The following is a 19,360-nucleotide window of genomic DNA, read 5'->3' as shown; positions in this document are numbered from 1 at the left end:
GCGGCTGGGTGCGGCTTGCCAGACAGGCCGGCAGGCAGTGTGCGTATTTTCACAGGCGCCTTGGCAGACATCCAAACGACGTTTTGTAGTCCGCGCCACGGGATACTACATGAAGCAGTAGGCGGGGCAAAATCAGACTAAAAGCGCCGTTATGCGACCCGTTGGTCGCGTATGGTCACGCTGGGAGTGGGTATGTTCGCAAAAAACAGGTGGATTGTTCCAGATAAATCTTGAAACAGTACACGATTCGTTGTGCTGGCCGCCCTGCGGCAGGTTGCCGCGCCTTGCCTATACTGAGTCGATCCCCCGATTTACTGCCGCCGGGCGCGGTCCGACACGAGGAAGGGCTTGTGGATCATCTTGTACTGACTGTTATCGCCCCTGACAAGGCCGGCCAGGTCGAACGCATTGCCCAGTGCATCGCCGACCACAGTGGCAACTGGCTGGAAAGCCGCATGTCGCGCATGGCCGGACAGTTTGCCGGCATCTTGCGGGTGGCGGTGCCGGCAGAGAATTATGCTGAACTGGTGGCGTCGTTGCAGGGGTTGGCGAGGTATGACATTCGGGTGCTGATTGCCGAGAGCGGTATTGAACCGTCGTGCACCTGGAAGCCGATTGCCATGGAGCTGGTGGGGAATGACCGGCCGGGGATCGTGCGCGACATTACCCGGTTGCTGGCGGATCTGGGCGTGAACCTTGAGCGGTTTACCACTGAGGTACGGCCGGCACCGATGAGCAGCGAACCACTGTTTCATGCAGATGCCTTGCTGGCGCTGCCGTTGACCCTTTCGCTGGATGAACTGCAGCAGAAGCTGGAGAGCCTGGCGGATGATTTGATGGTGGAGTTGAAGTTGCGGGCGGAGGATTGAGCCGACATTGCCGGGGGCCGCTTTGCGCCCCCTTGCGGTTATCCCGATATCACGGGGAAGGCCCTGTGGATAACCTGGGGGTGTAGCGCTCCAGCCCAGGTACCCTGTGCCTTGCACGGTTTTGATCAAAAAACGTCCAAGTTCCAGCCGCTTGTGCACAAAGCACGGGGACGAGGGTGTGGATAACCTTTGGAGATGTCGCTGCAGGCCACGAACCACGTGGCCTGCATGGTTTTGATCATTTAATGATCAGCTCCGCTTGCGCAAACTCAGCCACGCATCAACGCTGTAAATCGCCAGACCCGCCCAGATGAACATGAACGCCACTAAGGTGCTCGACGACAAATGTTCATCGAACAGCAGGACGGCCTGCAACAGCACCAAGGTGGGCGCCAGGTACTGCAGGAAGCCCAAGGTGGTATACGGCAGGTGCCTCGCCGCAGCGTTGAAGCACACCAGCGGTATCAGCGTCACCGGCCCGGCAGCCATCAACCACAAGGCTTCGCTGCTGGTGTAAAACGCCCCTTGGGCACTCATCGCCGCCGGGTGCAGCAGCAGCCAGCCAAGGGCCAGCGGCACCAGCATCCAGGTTTCCACCACCAGGCCCGGCAATGCCGCCACTGGCGCCTGTTTGCGAATCAGCCCGTAGAAGCCGAAGCTCAACGCCAGCACCAGCGACACCCAAGGCAGGCTGCCTACCTGCCACACCTGCTGTGCTACGCCTAAGGCGGCCATGCCCACCGCCAGCCATTGCAGGCGGCGCAGGCGCTCGCCAAGTATCAGCATGCCCAGCAACACGTTGATCAGCGGGTTGATGTAGTAACCCAGGCTGGCCTCGAGCATGCGGCCGTTGTTTACCGACCACACATAGGTCAGCCAGTTGCCGGCGATCAGTGCACCGCTCAGCGCCAGAATGCCCAGCCGGCGCGGGTTGTCACGCAGTTCGCGCCACCAGCCGGGGTGTTTCCACACCAGTAGCAGCAGCGAGCCGAACAGTGCCGACCAGAGCACCCGGTGGACAATGATCTCCACTGCCGGGACGTTCTGGATTGCCTTGAAGTAAATGGGGAACAGGCCCCAGATGATGTAGGCGCTCAGGCCCAATATGTACCCGCGACGCGGGTTTGCGGCGTGCATGCAGAATCCTTGCTTAGGTAGCTAAATATAGCGACCCCTATTGTAGACAGAGACGTCCCTACCTCTAGAACAATTTCAGGGGTGGCTCATCCAGCGCAGCCATCTGCTCGCGCAGCGCAAGAATCTGGTCGCCCCAGTAGCGTGGCTGGCCAAACCAGGGGAAGCTGGGCGGGAATGCCGGGTCGTCCCAGCGCCGCGCCAGCCAGGCGCTATAGTGCAGCTGGCGCAGGGCACGCAACGGCTCGATCAGGGCCAGTTCGCGCGGATCGAAATCGTGGAACTCGTTGTAACCGTCGATCAGTTCGGCCAGTTGCCCCAGGCGCTCCTCGCGGTTGCCCGCCAGCATCATCCACAGATCTTGCACTGCCGGGCCCATGCGGCAGTCGTCAAGGTCGACCACGTGGTACACCTCGTCTCGGTGCATCAGGTTGCCGGGGTGCAGGTCGCCGTGCAGGCGGATGAGCTGGTGCGGTGTGCGGGCGTAGATGTCCTCGACACGCTTGAGCACGTCGCGTGCTACGGACTCGAAGGCCGGCAACAGTTCGCGCGGGACAAAACCACCGTCCAGCAGGGTGTTCAGCGAGGCGTGGCCGAAGTTCTCCACAGCCAGGGCCTCACGGTGCTCGAATGGTTTGGTGGCGCCTACGGCATGCAGGCGGCCGAGCAACTGGCCAAGGCGGTAGAGCTGGTCGAGGTTGCCGGGCTCCGGAGCGTGGCCGCCGCGGCGCGGGAACAGAGTGAAACGGAAGCCCTGGTGCTCGAACAAGGTGCGGCCGTCGTGCTGCATCGGCGCAACCACAGGCACCTCGCAGTCGGCGAGTTCGGCGGTGAAGCTGTGTTCTTCGAGGATCGCCGCATCTGTCCAGCGGCCTGGGCGATAGAACTTGGCGATCAGCGGCTGAGCGTCTTCAATGCCCACCTGATAGACGCGGTTCTCGTAGCTGTTCAGTGCCAGCACCCGGGCGTCGCTGAGAAAGCCGATACTTTCCACTGCGTCCAGGACCAGGTCGGGGGTGAGGGTGTCGAAGGGGTGGGACATGGTGACTCCGGAGGGTAAGCAGCGTGGGGCCATGGTAACGCGTTATGCCTGTACCGGCCTCTTCGCGGCTAAAGCCGCTCCCACAGGTTTTGTGCACATGTCTCAGGCGGCGCGTTCCCTGTGGGAGCGGGTTTACCCGCGAACCGCGCTGAAGCGCGGCCAGGCTATGCAGGAACCCCGATCAACACATAGGACGGATGAAACTGCACCTGCACCGCACTGCCCGCCGCCACCGGCTGCCCAGCCAACCAGTGCGCCTCGGCAATGGCACACAATGTCTGCCCATTGCCCAACGCCAGCCGGAGCTCACTGGGCCCGTCATCCTCTGCCAGCACCTCTTCCACCGTTGCGTTCAAGCAGTTGCTGCCCGCTTCGGGGGCTTCCCCCTCCGCCAGCAACCGTACCCATCCCGCCTTGAGCAGCGCCACCACCATCGTCCCCAGTGTCAGCTCCAGCCGCGCGGTGCTGTCGTGGGTGATCAGCGCATCAATCTCCAGCCCGCCGCCTAATGCCAGGCTGACGCGATCATATCGGCCTTCACGACGCAGGCCGCTGACCTGGCCCTGCAGCTGGTTACGCGCACTGGTGCGCAGCATCAGGCGCCCGAGCAGGTCGAGGTCGCTGGATTCTTCGGCGGCTTCAAGCATTTGCGCCTGCAGTGTCTGCAGCCGTTGATACAGGCGCAGCACCCGCTCGCCTTCCGGCGACAAGCGCGCACCACCACCGCCACGGCCACCGGTGCTGCGCTCGACCAACGGCTGGCTGGCCAGGTTGTTGAGCTCGTCGATGGCATCCCAGGCAGCCTTGTAGCTGATACCCGCTGCCTTCGCTGCGCGGGTGATCGAGCCTTGCTCGGCAATGTGCTGCAGCAGTGCGATGCGCTGGGGGCGGCGGGCGATGTGCTGGGTGAGAAGCGTGGGTAGGGGCATGGGCGTTCGGTCGTTATAGTCAGAATGGATAGTGTGCAGGAGCGGCGATCCGCGCCTGGTCAGATATACCCCGGCTTGGGCGTACGTGCCAGGCAATACACATCCACCCGCCGCGCGCCTGCCCTGCGTAGTGCCTGGGCAATAGCTTGGGCAGTGGCACCGGTGGTCAATACATCATCGACGATGGCGACATGCTTGCCTTCCAGTTCACGGGTTACAGCAAACGCCTGACGCAAATTGTGCCGCCGTGCCTTGGCGTCCAGACGTTGCTGTGCCGGTGTCTCGCGCGTGCGCGCCAGTATTCGCTCATCGCAATTTACCCCCAATTGCGACCCCAGCCACCGCCCAAGCATTCCTGCCTGGTTGAACCCACGCTCGCGCAGTCGACGCTTGGCCAGGGGTACAGGCAACAGCAGGTCAGGACGGGGCAGCCCTTCGGCAAAGCGATGCATTAGCCCATGCCCCAACAATTCAGCCATCAGCCGGCCCAGAGGCCACTGACGGTTGTGCTTGAAGCGGCTGACCAACGTGTCCACCGGAAAACCGAAATGCCACAGCGCAACGACCTTATCGAAGGCCGGCAAGCGACGGGAACACTGGGCGCAGGTCAGGCCGGCCATGGGCAAGGGCAAGGCACAACGCAGGCAGTGGTCACCCAGCCATGGCAGTTCCTGCTCGCAGGCGATGCACAACGGGTAGTGCTGCTCGGCAGGCTCATCGCACAATAAACACGATTGATTAATAAGTGAGCACTTGTAAACCAGTCTTTTCCAGTGTGGTTGACAGTTCATGGGCCTTCCGTAACTATGCGAGCTATCCGTGATGCGCTTGTGGGCTTTCCTGTCCCGGCGCCAGCTTCAGCCTAAACAAGGAAACGCCGATGAGCGCCAGCACAACTGCAACAACACGTCACGACTGGTCCCTGGCCGAGGTCAAGGCGCTGTTCCAGCAACCGTTCAATGACTTGCTGTTCCAGGCGCAAACCGTGCACCGCGCGCATTTCGACCCTAACCGGGTGCAGGTGTCGACCCTGCTGTCGATCAAGACCGGCGCCTGCCCGGAAGATTGCAAATATTGTCCACAGTCCGGCCACTACAACACCGGGCTGGAAAAACAGAAGCTGATGGAAGTGCAGAAGGTGCTGGAAGAGGCTGCCCGCGCCAAAGCCATCGGTTCTACCCGCTTCTGCATGGGCGCGGCGTGGAAGCACCCGTCGGCCAAAGACATGCCCTACGTGCTGGAAATGGTCAAAGGCGTGAAGGCCATGGGCCTGGAAACCTGCATGACCTTGGGCAAGCTCGACGAGGAGCAGACCCGGGCCCTGGCCCAGGCCGGCCTGGACTACTACAACCACAACCTCGACACCTCACCGGAGTTCTACGGCAGCATCATCACCACCCGCACCTATAGCGAGCGCCTGCAGACCCTGGCTTATGTGCGCGATGCGGGGATGAAGATCTGCTCTGGCGGCATCCTGGGCATGGGCGAGTCGCTGGACGACCGCGCCGGCCTGCTGATTCAGCTGGCCAACCTGCCCGAGCACCCGGAGTCGGTGCCGATCAACATGCTGGTCAAGGTTGCCGGCACGCCGCTGGCCGAAGAAGAGGACGTCGACCCGTTCGACTTTATTCGCATGCTGGCCGTCGCCCGCCTGCTGATGCCCAAGTCGCACGTGCGCCTGTCCGCCGGCCGCGAGCAGATGAACGAGCAAATGCAGGCCTTGGCGTTCATGGCTGGCGCCAACTCGATCTTCTACGGCGAAAAACTGCTGACCACTGCCAACCCACAGGCCGACAAAGACATGCAATTGTTCGCACGCCTGGGCATCAAGCCAGAAGCGCGTGAGGAGCATGCCGACGAAGTGCATCAGGCGGCCATCGAGCAGGCGTTGGTCGAACAGCGCAGCAGCGAGATGTTCTACAACGCTGCATCGGCCTGATATGGCCTTCGACCTGGCGGCGCGCCTGGCCGAACGGCGCGCCGCAGACCTGTATCGGCAGCGGCCACTGCTGGAGAGCCCGCAAGGGCCCGAAGTGGTGGTCGACGGCCAGCGGCTGCTGGCCTTCTGCAGCAATGACTACCTGGGCCTGGCCAACCACCCTGAGGTGATCGCCGCCTGGCAGGCCGGCGCCGAGCGCTGGGGTGTGGGGGGAGGGGCCTCGCATTTGGTGGTGGGCCACAGTACGCCGCACCACCAGGTTGAAGAGGCGCTGGCCGAACTGACTGGGCGCCCGCGTGCGTTGTTGTTCTCCACGGGCTACATGGCCAACCTGGGCGCCATCACCGCGCTGGTGGGGCAGGGCGATACGGTGTTGCAAGACCGCCTGAACCACGCCTCGCTGCTGGATGGCGGGCTGCTCAGCGGTGCACGCTTCAACCGCTACCTTCACAACGACCCGGCCAGCCTGGCAAGCCGCCTGGAGAAGGCCGTTGGCAATACGCTGGTTGTGACCGATGGCGTGTTCAGCATGGACGGCGACGTGGCCGACCTGCCGGCGCTGGCCAAGGTCGCACGCGCCCGCGGTGCCTGGCTGATGGTCGACGATGCCCATGGCCTGGGCACCCTCGGCGCACAGGGCGGCGGCATCGTCGAGCACTTCGGCCTGGGCCTGGAAGATGTGCCGGTGCTGATCGGTACGCTGGGCAAGGCTTGCGGTACGGCTGGCGCTTTTGTTGCCGGCAGCGAAGCGTTGATCGAGACACTGGTGCAGTTCGCCCGCCCCTACATCTACACCACCAGCCAGCCACCTGCGCTGGCCTGCGCCACGCTCAAGAGCCTGGAGCTGCTGCGCCGTGACACCTGGCGTCGCGAGCACCTGACAGCGTTGATTCGCCAGTTCCGCGAAGGTGCGCAGCAGATCGGGCTGGCGTTGATGCACAGCCCGACGCCGATCCAGCCGATCATGATTGGCGACAGCGCACAGGCCCTGCGCCTGTCGCGTATGTTGCGCGAGCGCGGCTTGCTGGTGACCGCCATCCGCCCGCCCACCGTACCGGCCGGCAGCGCACGCCTGCGGGTAACCCTGAGCGCCGCGCACAGCGAGGCGCAGGTGCAGCTATTGTTGAATGCATTGGCCGAGTGTTATCCACAACTGGAGAACGCCGATGCGTAATCGTCTTGTACTGCTGCCCGGCTGGGGGCTGGGTACTGCTTCACTGGAGCCGCTGGCGGCCAGCCTGCGCGCCCAGGATACCCGCCTGCAGGTAGAGTTGATGCCACTGCCGGAATTGGACCACAGCGATGTGCAGGGTTGGGTGGATCACCTGGACCGCAAGCTGCCCAGCAATGTCTGGCTGGGCGGCTGGTCGCTCGGTGGCATGCTGGCCAGCGCGCTGGCGAAACAGCGCGGCGATTACTGCTGTGGCCTGCTGACCCTGGCCAGCAACCCCAGTTTCGTCGCCCGGCCAGACTGGCCCCATGGCATGCCCGAAGACACCTTCGGCACCTTCCTCGATGGCTGCCGCAGCCATACACAGGTGACCCTCAAACGCTTCCGTACCTTATGCAGTGATGGCGCCCTGCAGCCGCGCACGTTGCTACGCCAACTGGGTGTTGGTGTGCCGGACACCGACCCGCTGTACCTGGGCACCGGCCTTGAGGTGCTGGCCAAGCTGGACACCCGCGAAGCACTGCAGGCCTATGGCGGCCCGCAATTGCACCTGTTCGCAGGCAGCGATGCATTGGTGCCGGCAGAGGCAGCGACGGCGTTGAGCGAGCTGCTGCCTGATGTGGAAGTGGGCCTGGTCGAAGACAGTTCCCACGCGTTCCTGCTGGAGTACCCGCAGGAGTTGGCGGCGGGCATCAAGAGTTTCCTGCATGAGAGTGGCGATGACTGACCTTTCCCGTCCGACCCTGCCCGGCGCATTGCCCGACAAACGCCAGGTGGCGGCTTCGTTCTCCCGCGCTGCGGCCAGCTACGATAGCGTGGCAGCCTTGCAGCGCGCTGTCGGTTTGAACCTGCTGGAGCAGTTGCCAGCAGGCATGCAGCCGTCGCACTGGCTGGACCTGGGCAGTGGCACTGGCCATTTCAGCCGAAAGCTGGCCGAGCGTTTCGCACAGGCCAGCGGTGTGGCAGTGGACATCGCCGAAGGCATGCTGCGCCACGCCCGGCATGAACAGGGTGGGGCGCGCTACTACGTGGCCGGTGACGCCGAGCGTTTGCCGCTGCGAGATGCCAGTGTCGAGCTTGTGTTCTCCAGCCTGGCCGTGCAGTGGTGCGACCAGTTCGCCAGTGTGCTGGCCGAGGCGTTGCGGGTACTGCGCCCGGGAGGCGTAATGGCCTTCAGCAGCCTGTGCGTGGGGACATTGGGCGAATTGCGTGCCAGCTGGCAGGCGGTGGACGGCCTGGTGCATGTGAACCGCTTCCGCCGGTTTGAAGATTACCAGCGCCTGTGTGCCGACAGTGGCTTTGAACAACTTGGGCTGCAGCGCTGCCCGCATGTGCTGCACTACCCGGATGTACGCAGCCTGACCCATGAACTGAAGGCGCTGGGCGCACATAACCTCAACCCGGGTCGCCCCTCAGGCCTCACCGGCCGCGCCCGCATGCAGGGCCTGTTGCAGGCCTATGAGGCATTTCGCCAGCCCGAGGGGCTGCCAGCCACCTATCAGGTGGTCTATGGTGTGTTGCGCAAGCCACAGGCGTAAGGGGAGCGAGATGAGCCAGGCCTATTTCATTGCCGGTACCGACACCGATGTCGGCAAGACCACCATCGCCGCTGGGCTTTTGCATGCGGCGCGCTTGCAGGGCATGAGTACTCTGGGTGCCAAGCCGGTGGCCTCCGGCTGCACGATGACAGCGAAAGGCTTGCGCAACAGCGATGCCCAGGCGTTGATCGACGAAAGCACGATCAAGTTGCCCTATGAGCAGGTCAACCCGTTTGCCTTCGAGCCTGCGATTGCCCCGCATGTGGCGGCGCGTGAGGCGGGGGTTACGTTGGCTGTTCCGGAGCTGCTGGCGGCAATGCGCAATGTGCTGCAACAAAATGCCGATTTCACCTTGGTCGAAGGGGCCGGTGGCTGGCGCGTGCCACTGTCGGGCCTGGAGAATCTTTCCGACCTTGCCGTTGCGCTGCAGTTGCCGGTGATTCTTGTGGTTGGGGTGCGCTTGGGTTGCATCAGCCATGCCTTGCTCAGCGCCGAGGCCATCGAGCGTGACGGGCTGCAACTGGCCGGGTGGGTGGCCAACATCATCGAGCCCCGTACTTCGCGACTTGAAGAGAATCTGGCGAGCCTGGCGGAGCGCTTGCCGGCGCCTTGCCTTGGGCGGGTGCCCAAATTGAAGCAAGCCAGTGCCGATATGGTGGCTGAACACCTTCAGCTGGATCTGCTGGATTAGCCGTTTCCACGCCCGGCCCCTTCGCGGGGGAAACCGCTCTTGTAGAAGCTGGCTTGCCGGCGATAGGGCCGGTGCAGGAATACCCAAGGCCTATCAACTGGCACCAGGCCATTATGCTTTTAAACGGGCCTTTTCGCGCCCAGCCTGTTTTAATTAGGCCTGTTCGTCATCCAGCGTCAATGGAGTCCTGACATGGAAATCACCGGTAGCTCCGCTTATTACGCGGGCCTGAGCGCTATCCAGACCGGCCAGAACCGGGTCGATCAGGCCGCCGGCCAGATCGCCAACACCACCGCCGAACGTACCGCCACCAGCCAGTCCAGCGATTTTCAGGCAGAACGCCTGCGTTCGGTCGACCGCAGCCAGCAGATGGACATGGCCACCAGCGTGGTGCAAATGGCCGTAGGCAAAACCGAAGTCGAACTTGGCGCAAAGGTGGTCAAGGCATCCGACGAAATGCTCGGCCGGATCATCGACACCTACGCCTGACAGATCCCCCTTCAATTAAACACAGCCCCTGTGGGAGCGGGCGTGCCCGCGAATGCGTCAGGTCAGGCTTCTTTAATGTCTGGCCGGGCCCTTTTCGCGGGCACGCCCGCTCCCACAGAGGCGGCGATTTTTCTGGGTGTGGCGTAAACGCCATTTTTCGTGGCGTAAATGGCACCATAGTCCAACCTTGACAGAAGGCGGAGCTAAACGTAAGTTTCAAACAACTGTTTGATAGACGGCCGCCAAGAGCTGGTCACCCCCACAGAACTGACCCAGAGGTTCATCGCAATGCCTGATTACAAAGCCCCCTTGCGTGATATCCGCTTCGTTCGCGACGAACTGCTTGGCTATGAGGCGCACTATCAGAGCCTGCCGGGCTGCCAGGACGCCACGCCTGACATGGTCGACGCGATCCTTGAGGAAGGTGCGAAGTTCTGTGAGCAGGTGCTGTCCCCGCTGAACCGTGTGGGTGACCAGGAAGGCTGCACCTGGAGCGAATCGGGTGTTAAAACCCCGACCGGTTTCAAAGAAGCCTACGAGCAGTTCGTCGAAGGCGGCTGGCCGAGCCTGGCGCATGACATCGAGCATGGCGGCCAAGGCCTGCCGGAGTCGCTGGGCCTGGCCTTGAGCGAAATGGTTGGCGGTTCGAACTGGTCGTGGGGCATGTACCCTGGCCTGTCGCACGGTGCGATGAACACCATTTCTGCGCACGGCACTGCCGAGCAGCAGCACACCTACCTGACCAAGCTGGTGTCCGGCGAATGGACCGGCACCATGTGCCTGACCGAGCCGCACTGCGGTACTGACCTGGGCATGCTGCGCACCAAGGCCGAGCCACAGGCCGACGGCAGCTACAAAGTGTCGGGCACCAAGATTTTCATTTCGGCCGGTGAGCACGACATGGCCGGCAATATCGTCCATATCGTCCTGGCCCGCCTGCCGGATGCACCGGCCGGTACCAAAGGTATTTCGCTGTTCATCGTGCCGAAGTTCCTGCCTGACGCCGAAGGCGGTGTGGGCGAGCGCAACGGCGTGAGCTGCGGCTCCATCGAGCACAAGATGGGCATCCACGGTAACGCGACCTGCGTGATGAACTTCGATGCTGCAACCGGCTACCTGATCGGCCCGGCCAACAAGGGCCTGAACTGCATGTTCACCTTCATGAACACGGCTCGCCTGGGTACCGCGCTGCAAGGCCTGGCCCACGCCGAAGTGGCGTTCCAGGGTGGCCTGAAGTACGCCCGCGAGCGCCTGCAGATGCGCTCCCTGACTGGCCCGAAAGCCCCGGACAAGGCCGCTGACCCGATCATCGTGCACCCTGACGTGCGCCGCATGCTGCTGACCATGAAGGCCTTTGCCGAAGGCAACCGCGCGATGGTGTACTTCACCGCCAAGCAGGTGGATATCGTCAAGTACAGCCAGGACGAAGAGGAGCGCAAGAAGGCCGATGCCCTGCTGGCGTTCCTGACCCCGATCGCCAAGGCGTTCATGACCGAAGTCGGTTTCGAAGCGGCCAACCACGGCGTGCAGATCTATGGCGGCCACGGCTTCATTGCCGAGTGGGGCATGGAGCAGAACGTACGCGATAGCCGTATCTCGATGCTGTACGAAGGCACCACTGGCATCCAGGCCCTCGACCTGCTCGGCCGTAAAGTGCTGATGACCCAAGGCGAGGCGCTGAAGGGCTTCACCAAGATCGTGCACAAGTTCTGCCAGGCGCAGGAAGGCAATGAAGCGGTCAAGGAGTTTGTCGAACCGCTGGCGGCCATCAACAAGGAGTGGGGCGAGCTGACCATGAAAGTGGGCATGGCCGCCATGAAGGACCGCGAGGAAGTGGGCGCGGCCTCGGTCGACTACCTGATGTACTCCGGCTACGCTTGCCTGGCCTACTTCTGGGCCGACATCGCCCGCCTGGCAGCCGAGAAGCTGGCAGCCGGCACCAGCGAAGAGGCCTTCTACACTGCCAAGCTGCAGACTGCGCGCTTCTACTTCCAACGTATCCTGCCGCGTACCCGTACGCATGTGGCGACCATGCTGTCGGGTGCCAACAACCTGATGGCGATGGACGAAGAGCACTTCGGCCTGTCGTACTGATCTATCCGCTGTAGCGAAAACCCGCCTGCCCTCACCGGCAGGCGGGTTTTTTTATTTTTCAGGTTCAGCGCGTTCCTGCACCGGATGGCATCTGAAACGAAATTCAACTGTTCATGTGCGCTGCCGATGAAGTGAGGGCACAATGCCACTATTGATCTGCCGGGTTGGAGATTACCCTTGTTTCGTCTTAACGCTGTTCGCGCAAGCCACTTCCTGCCTTCGCTGTTCCTGTTGCTGGCAGGGCTCGCCGCAGCCTATGTGAGAGACCTCAGTGTCTTTTTCACATCGCTGTTCAACGTCCTGCCCACCTTGGTCCTGTTGCTGGGCGGTGCCTACTGCGCGGTTTACCGTCGCCAGCGTGAGTTGTTCATGATGCTCACGGTGTACATCGCCTACTACCTGCTCGACACCCAGACCGACTTCTACCGTGACCATGGCCGCGTGCGCGAGGACGCGGCCGTGATCTTCCACCTGGTGTGCCTGCTGCTGCCCGCTCTGTTCGGGCTATACGGCGCCTGGCAAGAACGTACCCACCTGCTACAGGACATGGTCGCTCGCGGCGCCGTGCTGTTCGCAGTGGGCAGCGTGGCGGTAGCCCTTGAACAAAGCTACCCTGAAGCGTTGCTGACCTGGCTGGCGGAAATCCGCTGGCCCACCTTGCATGGCCAGTGGATGAGTCTGATCCAGATGGTCTACCCGTTGTTCATCGGCGTTTTCCTCCTGCTGGTGGTGCAATACCTGCGCGCACCGCGGCCGTTGCACGCCGCGTTGATAACCGGGTTGCTGGGTATTTTCTGGATGCTGCCGCAAACCTTCATCTTGCCGTTCACCCTGAACATCATGTGCAGCCAGGTGATGTTGATGATCGCCGCAGCGGTTGCGCACGAGGCCTACCAGATGGCCTTCCGTGACGAACTGACCGGCCTGCCGGGGCGCCGTGCGCTGAACGAGCGCATGCAGCGCCTGGGGCGCAACTACGTAATCGCCATGACCGATGTGGACCACTTCAAGAAATTCAACGACACCCACGGGCATGATGTGGGTGACCAGGTGTTGCGCCTGGTTGCCAGCCGCTTGTCCAAGGTGACCGGCGGTGGCCGCGCGTATCGCTATGGCGGTGAGGAGTTCGCCTTGGTGTTCGCCGGCAAGACGGCCGAGGAATGCGTGCCCCACGTGGAGGCCGTGCGCGAGGTGATCGCCAACTATGTGATGCACCTGCGCGACCAGAACAGCCGTCCACAGGACGATACCAGCGGGCGCCAGCGGCGGGCCGGCAGCAGCGGCGGGACGGTGTCGGTCACCATCAGCATCGGTGTGGCCGAGCGCCAGGTTGACCACCGTAACCCCGAAGCGGTGCTGAAATCTGCTGACCAGACGCTGTACAGCGCTAAAGGCGCGGGGCGCAATTGTGTCATGGTGCATGGGCAGCAATCGCAGCGTGGGGCGGTACGTACGGCGTGACCGTAGAAGACTATACGGTCAAGTGATGACCCTATGTCTCGTAAAAGTTGTTCGGTTACACTGCCATCAACCCCAGTGTCGCGGTTCCCCGAGACCGCCCCGACCCGACTAGTGAGAGGTTGTCATGGCTGACTATAAAGCGCCCCTGCGCGACATGCGCTTCGTACTGAATGAAGTCTTCAACGTGGCCGAGCAGTGGGCGCAGTTGCCCGGGCTGGCAGAGGTAGTCGATGCCGACACCGCCATGGCCGTGCTGGAAGAAGCCGGCAAGGTCACCGCCAAGACCATCGCGCCGCTTAGCCGCGCCGCCGATGAAGAAGGCTGCCGCTGGGACAACGGTGCGGTAAGCACACCGGCCGGTTTCATCGAGGCCTACAACACCTACGCCGAAGGCGGCTGGGTAGGCGTGGGCGGCGACCCGGTGTTCGGTGGCATGGGCATGCCCAAGGCCATCTCGGCTCAGGTCGAGGAAATGGTCAATGCCTCCAGCCTGGCCTTTGGCTTGTACCCGATGCTTACTGCAGGTGCCTGCCTGTCGATCAATGCCCACGCCAGCGAAGCGCTGAAGGCCAAGTACCTGCCGAACATGTATGCGGGTGTGTGGGCTGGGTCCATGTGCCTGACCGAGCCGCATGCCGGTACCGACCTGGGCATCATCCGCACCAAGGCCGAGCCTCAGGCCGACGGCAGCTACAAGGTCAGCGGCACCAAGATTTTCATCACCGGCGGCGAGCACGACCTGACCGAGAACATCATCCACCTGGTACTGGCCAAGCTGCCGGATGCCCCGGCGGGGCCGAAAGGCATTTCGCTGTTCCTGGTGCCCAAATTCCTGGTCAATGAAGACGGCAGCCTGGGCGCGCGCAACCCGGCGACATGCGGCTCGATCGAGCACAAGATGGGCATCCAGGCCTCGGCCACCTGTGTGATGAACTTCGACGAAGCGGTCGGTTACATCGTCGGTGAGCCGAACAAGGGCCTGGCGGCCATGTTCACCATGATGAACTACGAGCGCCTGGGCGTGGGTATCCAGGGCCTGGCCTCCGCCGAACGCTCTTACCAGAACGCAGTGGAATATGCTCGCGACCGCCTGCAGAGCCGCGCCCCGACCGGCCCGCACGCCAAGGACAAGGCCGCCGACCCGATCATCGTCCACCCGGACGTGCGCCGCATGCTGCTGACCATGAAGGCGCAGATCGAGGGTGGCCGCGCCTTCTCGACCTATGTGGCCATGCAGCTGGACAGTGCCAAGTACAGCGAAGACGCCGCCGTGCGCAAGCGCAGCGAAGAGCTGGTGGCACTGCTGACACCGGTGGCCAAGGCGTTCCTCACCGACCTGGGGCTGGAGAGCACTGTGCACGGCCAGCAGGTATTTGGTGGGCATGGTTACATCCGTGAGTGGGGGCAGGAGCAGTTGGTGCGTGATGTGCGCATTACGCAGATCTACGAAGGCACCAACGGCATCCAGGCCCTCGACCTGATGGGGCGCAAGGTGGTGGCCAGCGGCGGGGCGTACTACAGACTGTTCTCCGACGAGATTCGCCAGTTCATTGCCAGCGCAGGCAGCGAACTGGACGAGTTTGCCAAGCCGTTGGCTGCCAGCCTCGACCAGCTCGACGGGCTGACCGAATGGGTGCTGGAGCAGGCCAAAGGCAACCCGAATGAAATCGGCGCGGCGTCGGTCGAGTACCTGCATGCCTTTGGTTATGTGGCCTATGCCTACATGTGGGCACTGATGGCGCGGGCGGCCAAGGCGGGTGAGGGGGACGAGGTGTTCTACTCGGGCAAGCTGGGGACGGCGCGGTTCTACTTTGCACGGTTGTTGCCACGTGTGGATTCGCTGGTGGCTTCGGTGAAGGCGGGGAGTGAGTCGCTGTTCCTGCTGGATGCCGAGCAGTTCTGACATGTTTTTGGGCCGCTTTGCGGCCCCCAGCCATGGCATTTCTGGGAACGAATCCTCTTTGTAAGCATTTTCCTACACGACGTGGTGACTTTTCACCACTGTTCTAAGATTGGATCCACGGTTAATCTTTACCACATGGACGTTGCGCAGGAAGCGCAAAGGACAGATCAAGGAAGACGACGAAGGACCACCTGCCAGGATGGCGGGGCGATACGGATGTCACAGGGAAACAGTCTGGAAAACCCCGCTTCGGCGGGGTTTTATTTGTGCGCGTGTTTTTTCAGGCCAGCACATCCAGCGGCGACGCCCCCAACAGGCGGGCGTCCGTCTCCTCCTCCAGTAGCGTGCGCAGCAGTTCCACAGAGGCCTGCTGGCGCTGTGCATCGCGGAACACCAGGCCAACCTTAAGCGGCACCCGCGGCTCGCTCAATGGCTTCCACAGCAGCCCTTGATCATCCTCGGCAGCCTCCTTGGCCCGCCCTGGCAAAATGGTGGCCAGTGCCGTGTGCGCCAGGCTGTCGAGAATGCCCGCCATGTTGTTCATCTCTGCCTGCACGTGTGGCCGTCGGCCTTGGCTGGCCAGTTGCGCCTGCCAGATCTGGCGGATCTGGAACTCCTCACCCAGCATCAGCATGGGCAACTCGGCAGCCTGGCGGATGGACACCTTCTTGAAATCCTTCAGGGGGTGGGTATCGGGTATGACCAGTTGCAGTTCATCTTCGTACAGCAGCAGGCCATGCAGCCCTGGCTGGCGCGGTGGCAGGTAGCTGATGCCGATATCCAGGCTGCCGTTGAGCAGCCGTCGTTCTATCTCCAGCCCCGACAACTCGTATATCTGCACGACAAGGTGCGGCTGTGCTTTGCGCAGCCGTTCGAGCAACTGTGGCACCAGGCTGGGCCGCACGGTCTGCAACACGCCGATAGCCAGGGTGCGCAGCGACTGGCCCTTGAAGTTGCGCATGGCCTCGTGGGCGCGTTGCAGGCCATCAAGCAATGGCAAGGCGTGGTTGTACAGGGTATGGGCAGCCAGGGTGGGCAGCAGGCGCTTGTTGCTGCGCTCGAACAAGCTCAGGTCCAGGCTGTGTTCCAGCTGACGGATCTGCTGGGAGAGCGCCGGCTGGGAAAGCGACAGGCGCTCGGCGGCGCGGCCCACGTGACCTTCTTCGTACACCGCGACGAAATAACGCAGTTGGCGGAAATCCATAAGTAACACTTATCGAAAATGCTGGAAAAACGAAATGGTCGAAAACCCTCGTGAAGCCTAGTCTATCGCCGTATTCCAAAGGGTTACAGCAGTCATCAGGCTGATTGTTACCCAGGATGAAAAACACTTTTGATAGGCAAGGCAAAATATAGAGTGTCGGCATCAAGACCGCACCGTGGCCGCCCTTTACCGTGATTGGTTGGAGCCCTGATGAACCTGTTCAACCTGCGCCGTTCGGCACCTGCCGCTGTCGCCGAGCCCAAGCGTGCGCCGGTGATCGTGCCGCAGGCTGATGAGTTGTCGCGTGATCGCCTGATGCCCGGCGCCGAACGTGCAGCGCAGGTGTTCGTGCGAGGGCAGGGCTCTTGGTTGTGGGACAACGAAGGGCATGCCTACCTGGACTTTACCCAGGGCGGTGCGGTCAACAGCCTGGGCCACAGCCCCAGCGTGCTGGTGAAAGCGCTGGGCAACCAGGCCCAGGCACTGATCAACCCGGGTTCGGGCTTTCATAGCCGTGGCTTGCTGGGGTTGGTCAACCGCCTGTGCCAGAGCACCGGCAGCGAGCAGGCCTACCTGCTTAACAGCGGTGCGGAGGCCTGTGAAGGTGCGATCAAGCTGGCGCGTAAGTGGGGCCAACTGCACCGCAACGGCGCTTACCACATCACTGCCAGCCAGGCCTGCCACGGCCGCAGCCTGGGTGCGTTGTCGGCGTCTGACCCGTTGCCGTGCAACCGCTGCGAGCCTGGCCTGCCGGGCTTCAGCAAGGTGCCGTTCAATGATCTGGCTGCCCTGCACGCCGCAGTGGATTCGCGCACCGTGGCCATCATGCTGGAGCCCATCCAGGGCGAGGCGGGTGTTATCCCCGCCACGCTGGAGTACCTCAAGGGTGTGGAAACGCTGTGCCGTGAACTGGGCATCCTGCTGATCCTCGATGAAGTGCAGACCGGTATCGGTCGTTGTGGCGCGCTGCTGGCCGAGGAGCTCTACGGAGTGCGCGCGGACATCATCACCCTGGGCAAAGGCCTGGGCGGCGGGGTGCCACTGGCTGCGTTGCTTGCCCGGGGTACAGCATGCTGCGCCGCGCCTGGCGAACTGGAAGGCAGCCACCACGGTAATGCGCTGATGTGCGCCGCCGGCATGGCTGTGCTGGACACCGTGCTGGAGCCGGGCTTTTTTGCCCAGGTGCAGGATAACGGCCGCCACCTGCGCGAAGGCCTGAGCCGCCTGGCCGGGCGCTACGGCCAGGGTGAAGTACGCGGGCAAGGCCTGCTGTGGGCTCTGCAGCTAAAGGAAAGCCTAGCCCGCGAGCTGGTGGCGGCCGCCCTGCACGAAGGCCTGCTGCTCAATGCGCCGCAAGCGGATGTGGTGCGTTTTTCGCCAGCGCTGACCGTGAGCAAGGGCAACATCGATGAAATGCTGTTGCGCCTGGCACGCGCCTTTGCGCGCCTGCATGCCCAGCAGCAGGCCCGCCGCGAGGTGCCGGCGTAGCTGTTTAGCAAGACCGAGAATTCTACGAACCGTCTGGCGTTCCTGCGCATCGCCCCTGGCCTGTTTCATTCGGCCCGGGGCGTTTTTTTTGGCTGGTGGAACCTCTGTGGCGAGCGGCTAGTCTTTGATGTAACCCTTCAGGAGAGACTCGCATGGACTTTATTCGCATCATTATTGCCATTCTTTTGCCTCCGCTGGGGGTGTTTCTGCAGGTGGGGTTTGGCGGGGCGTTCTGGCTGAATATTCTGCTGACCCTGCTGGGATACATTCCAGGGATCGTGCACGCGGTATACATCATCGCCAAGCGCTGAGGCGCCGGGGGTTGAAGACATGCCGGTCTTCCACCCCCGCAACAGCCATCAGTTTCGAAGCTGACTATGCAATGCGTTTTACCATGAGTTTGTCGACGTAGTGTTTCAGCGCGTTCAGTGGGAACCCGGTATTGTAAGCGCCCCATTTCAAGTAATGCCGGGCAGGGGAGAATGTCTGGCACACGAGGGTACAAGGATCTTTTTCATCGGGTTCCCTGGGTTTTCCTTCCCGGTCGGCCGTGAATTTCTGGGGCGCATTATCCAGAAAGAGCTGAACGGTACCGATATCTTGGTCACTGGAGAGCAGAACCCGAATTCGGATGTCGTACCACTTGTCCGCTTCAATTCGCGTCCACCAGACCACCTTGTGTTTTTCACCATCAAGCCGGGTGTTGTAGTGCGTCATTTCAAACCGGCCGGCCTGCACCTTCATGAAGAAAGGGTAGATATTGCTGCCCTCGGACTTCCACTGAAAGATTACATAATCGCCATAGGGCGCGTTGTCGACGTCCGGAAACTTGCTGCTCCAACAGAAGTCGTAAATCTGATTTTCTTCCCAGCCTTCATAGACCTCGTAGGGTGCCACATTCACTTTGATGGAGTTTGACTCGCACCGGTAATTGGTCGGGTGGGCGGGTTTGTCAAACAGCCAGACTTTCCCTCGCTCGGTATCGTGGACTACCTTGAGGCTGGCACCCGTGTCCGCATCGCCTGTTTCGACCATTCTGAACAGGTCATTGGGTGATTTCTGCTCATCTTCCTGGGTGCGGTCGAGGGGTGTGGTTGACCCGACCCACATCAGAAAGTTGTCAGGGACACTGGGTGGGCAGCGCTCCTCTTTAACTTCCGGCTGGTTCTTTTCAAGGATTGCACCTTGGGTTTTATACGGTGATAACCATTGCAGCCATAGCGCCCATGCCCGCATTACAAAAGGCTTATGGCCATTTTTTTGATCTTTGAGGAGTGCTTCGTGTTCGTCTTTTTCCATCATGGCGGCCCATTGTCAATTTACAATAGCCGCCGCCCTGATAGCGCATCCATTCAGATTCAAGGGCGGCGCGAATACCGCGACGTTAGGGCCTGAACCAAGACACGTC

The 19,360-nt window shown here is 62.1% G+C and carries 18 protein-coding genes; 12 read left to right on the top strand and 6 right to left on the bottom strand.

Going from position 1 to position 19,360, the window contains the following annotated elements; all coding sequences use genetic code 11:
• Window positions 1-350 precede the first annotated feature (350 nt).
• Window positions 351-869, top strand: a complete 519-nt coding sequence (locus J3A71_RS27075) for an ACT domain-containing protein (RefSeq protein WP_016484572.1) — start codon at window positions 351-353, stop codon at window positions 867-869.
• Between the two features lie 249 nt (window positions 870-1,118).
• Here J3A71_RS27075 and rarD read toward each other — a convergent pair whose 3' ends face one another.
• The 4 genes from rarD to J3A71_RS27055 all read right to left on the bottom strand — a co-directional run bounded on the left by rarD (window position 1,119) and on the right by J3A71_RS27055 (window position 4,765).
• Window positions 1,119-2,006, bottom strand: coding sequence for an EamA family transporter RarD (gene rarD / locus J3A71_RS27070; RefSeq protein ID WP_096425483.1), 888 nt, complete (start codon window positions 2,004-2,006; stop codon window positions 1,119-1,121).
• Window positions 2,007-2,070: 64 nt separating this feature from the next.
• Window positions 2,071-3,045 carry a serine/threonine protein kinase gene (locus tag J3A71_RS27065; RefSeq protein ID WP_070086413.1) on the bottom strand — a complete coding sequence of 325 codons (975 nt, stop codon included), beginning with the start codon at window positions 3,043-3,045 and terminating at the stop codon, window positions 2,071-2,073.
• Between the two features lie 164 nt (window positions 3,046-3,209).
• Window positions 3,210-3,974: a TOBE domain-containing protein gene (locus J3A71_RS27060; protein ID WP_016484575.1), complete on the bottom strand. Its 765-nt coding sequence runs from the start codon at window positions 3,972-3,974 to the stop codon at window positions 3,210-3,212.
• A gap of 59 nt (window positions 3,975-4,033) precedes the next feature.
• A complete protein-coding gene (locus tag J3A71_RS27055; protein ID WP_096425484.1) occupies window positions 4,034-4,765 on the bottom strand; it encodes a ComF family protein in 732 nt (243 codons plus the stop codon).
• An 89-nt stretch (window positions 4,766-4,854) separates the two neighbouring features.
• Between J3A71_RS27055 and bioB the strand changes: the two genes are divergently transcribed.
• From bioB to J3A71_RS27010, 9 genes are all read left to right on the top strand, one after another.
• Window positions 4,855-5,913 carry a biotin synthase BioB gene (gene bioB, locus J3A71_RS27050; RefSeq protein ID WP_016484577.1) on the top strand — a complete coding sequence of 353 codons (1,059 nt, stop codon included), beginning with the start codon at window positions 4,855-4,857 and terminating at the stop codon, window positions 5,911-5,913.
• A 1-nt stretch (window position 5,914) separates the two neighbouring features.
• Entirely contained in the window at window positions 5,915-7,087 is a 1,173-nt protein-coding gene (gene bioF / locus J3A71_RS27045) for an 8-amino-7-oxononanoate synthase (protein WP_096425485.1), read from the top strand.
• Window positions 7,080-7,811: an alpha/beta fold hydrolase gene (locus tag J3A71_RS27040; RefSeq protein WP_016484579.1), complete on the top strand. Its 732-nt coding sequence runs from the start codon at window positions 7,080-7,082 to the stop codon at window positions 7,809-7,811. Before bioF ends, J3A71_RS27040 begins: the two co-directional genes overlap by 8 nt.
• The gene (bioC, locus tag J3A71_RS27035; protein WP_096425486.1) at window positions 7,804-8,622 is read left to right on the top strand and encodes a malonyl-ACP O-methyltransferase BioC; all 819 of its coding nucleotides are present in this window, start codon (window positions 7,804-7,806) and stop codon (window positions 8,620-8,622) included. The genes J3A71_RS27040 and bioC overlap by 8 nt, the downstream gene beginning before the upstream one ends.
• Before the next feature lie 10 nt (window positions 8,623-8,632).
• A complete protein-coding gene (bioD, locus tag J3A71_RS27030; protein WP_016484581.1) occupies window positions 8,633-9,313 on the top strand; it encodes a dethiobiotin synthase in 681 nt (226 codons plus the stop codon).
• Between the two features lie 192 nt (window positions 9,314-9,505).
• Window positions 9,506-9,802, top strand: coding sequence for a hypothetical protein (locus tag J3A71_RS27025; protein ID WP_016484582.1), 297 nt, complete (start codon window positions 9,506-9,508; stop codon window positions 9,800-9,802).
• Window positions 9,803-10,090: 288 nt separating this feature from the next.
• Window positions 10,091-11,896: a phenylacyl-CoA dehydrogenase gene (locus J3A71_RS27020; protein ID WP_016484583.1), complete on the top strand. Its 1,806-nt coding sequence runs from the start codon at window positions 10,091-10,093 to the stop codon at window positions 11,894-11,896.
• Between the two features lie 177 nt (window positions 11,897-12,073).
• The gene (locus J3A71_RS27015) at window positions 12,074-13,357 is read left to right on the top strand and encodes a GGDEF domain-containing protein (protein WP_209953518.1); all 1,284 of its coding nucleotides are present in this window, start codon (window positions 12,074-12,076) and stop codon (window positions 13,355-13,357) included.
• A 124-nt stretch (window positions 13,358-13,481) separates the two neighbouring features.
• Entirely contained in the window at window positions 13,482-15,260 is a 1,779-nt protein-coding gene (locus tag J3A71_RS27010) for an acyl-CoA dehydrogenase C-terminal domain-containing protein (RefSeq protein ID WP_096425487.1), read from the top strand.
• A gap of 280 nt (window positions 15,261-15,540) precedes the next feature.
• Here the strand turns inward: J3A71_RS27010 and J3A71_RS27005 are convergent, their stop codons facing one another.
• Window positions 15,541-16,464, bottom strand: coding sequence for a LysR family transcriptional regulator (locus tag J3A71_RS27005; protein ID WP_016484586.1), 924 nt, complete (start codon window positions 16,462-16,464; stop codon window positions 15,541-15,543).
• Window positions 16,465-16,674: 210 nt separating this feature from the next.
• Here J3A71_RS27005 and J3A71_RS27000 point away from each other — a divergent pair, with 210 nt between their 5' ends.
• Both J3A71_RS27000 and J3A71_RS26995 read left to right on the top strand, forming a co-directional pair.
• Window positions 16,675-17,952, top strand: a complete 1,278-nt coding sequence (locus J3A71_RS27000) for an aminotransferase class III-fold pyridoxal phosphate-dependent enzyme (protein ID WP_210021987.1) — start codon at window positions 16,675-16,677, stop codon at window positions 17,950-17,952.
• Between the two features lie 152 nt (window positions 17,953-18,104).
• Complete coding sequence (locus J3A71_RS26995; RefSeq protein WP_003177654.1) at window positions 18,105-18,263, top strand: YqaE/Pmp3 family membrane protein; 159 nt, start codon at window positions 18,105-18,107, stop codon at window positions 18,261-18,263.
• Window positions 18,264-18,327: 64 nt separating this feature from the next.
• On the opposite strand, the gene J3A71_RS26990 is transcribed toward J3A71_RS26995, so the two are convergent.
• Window positions 18,328-19,251, bottom strand: coding sequence for a heparin lyase I family protein (locus tag J3A71_RS26990; RefSeq protein ID WP_157754389.1), 924 nt, complete (start codon window positions 19,249-19,251; stop codon window positions 18,328-18,330).
• Window positions 19,252-19,360 lie beyond the last annotated feature (109 nt).

Source organism: Pseudomonas sp. PvP089, assembly GCF_017875165.1.
GTDB classification, from domain to species: Bacteria; Pseudomonadota; Gammaproteobacteria; order Pseudomonadales; family Pseudomonadaceae; genus Aquipseudomonas; species Aquipseudomonas fortuita.
Note: the sequence above shows the minus strand (reverse complement) of the source record. Positions and strands in the feature narration are given on the sequence as shown.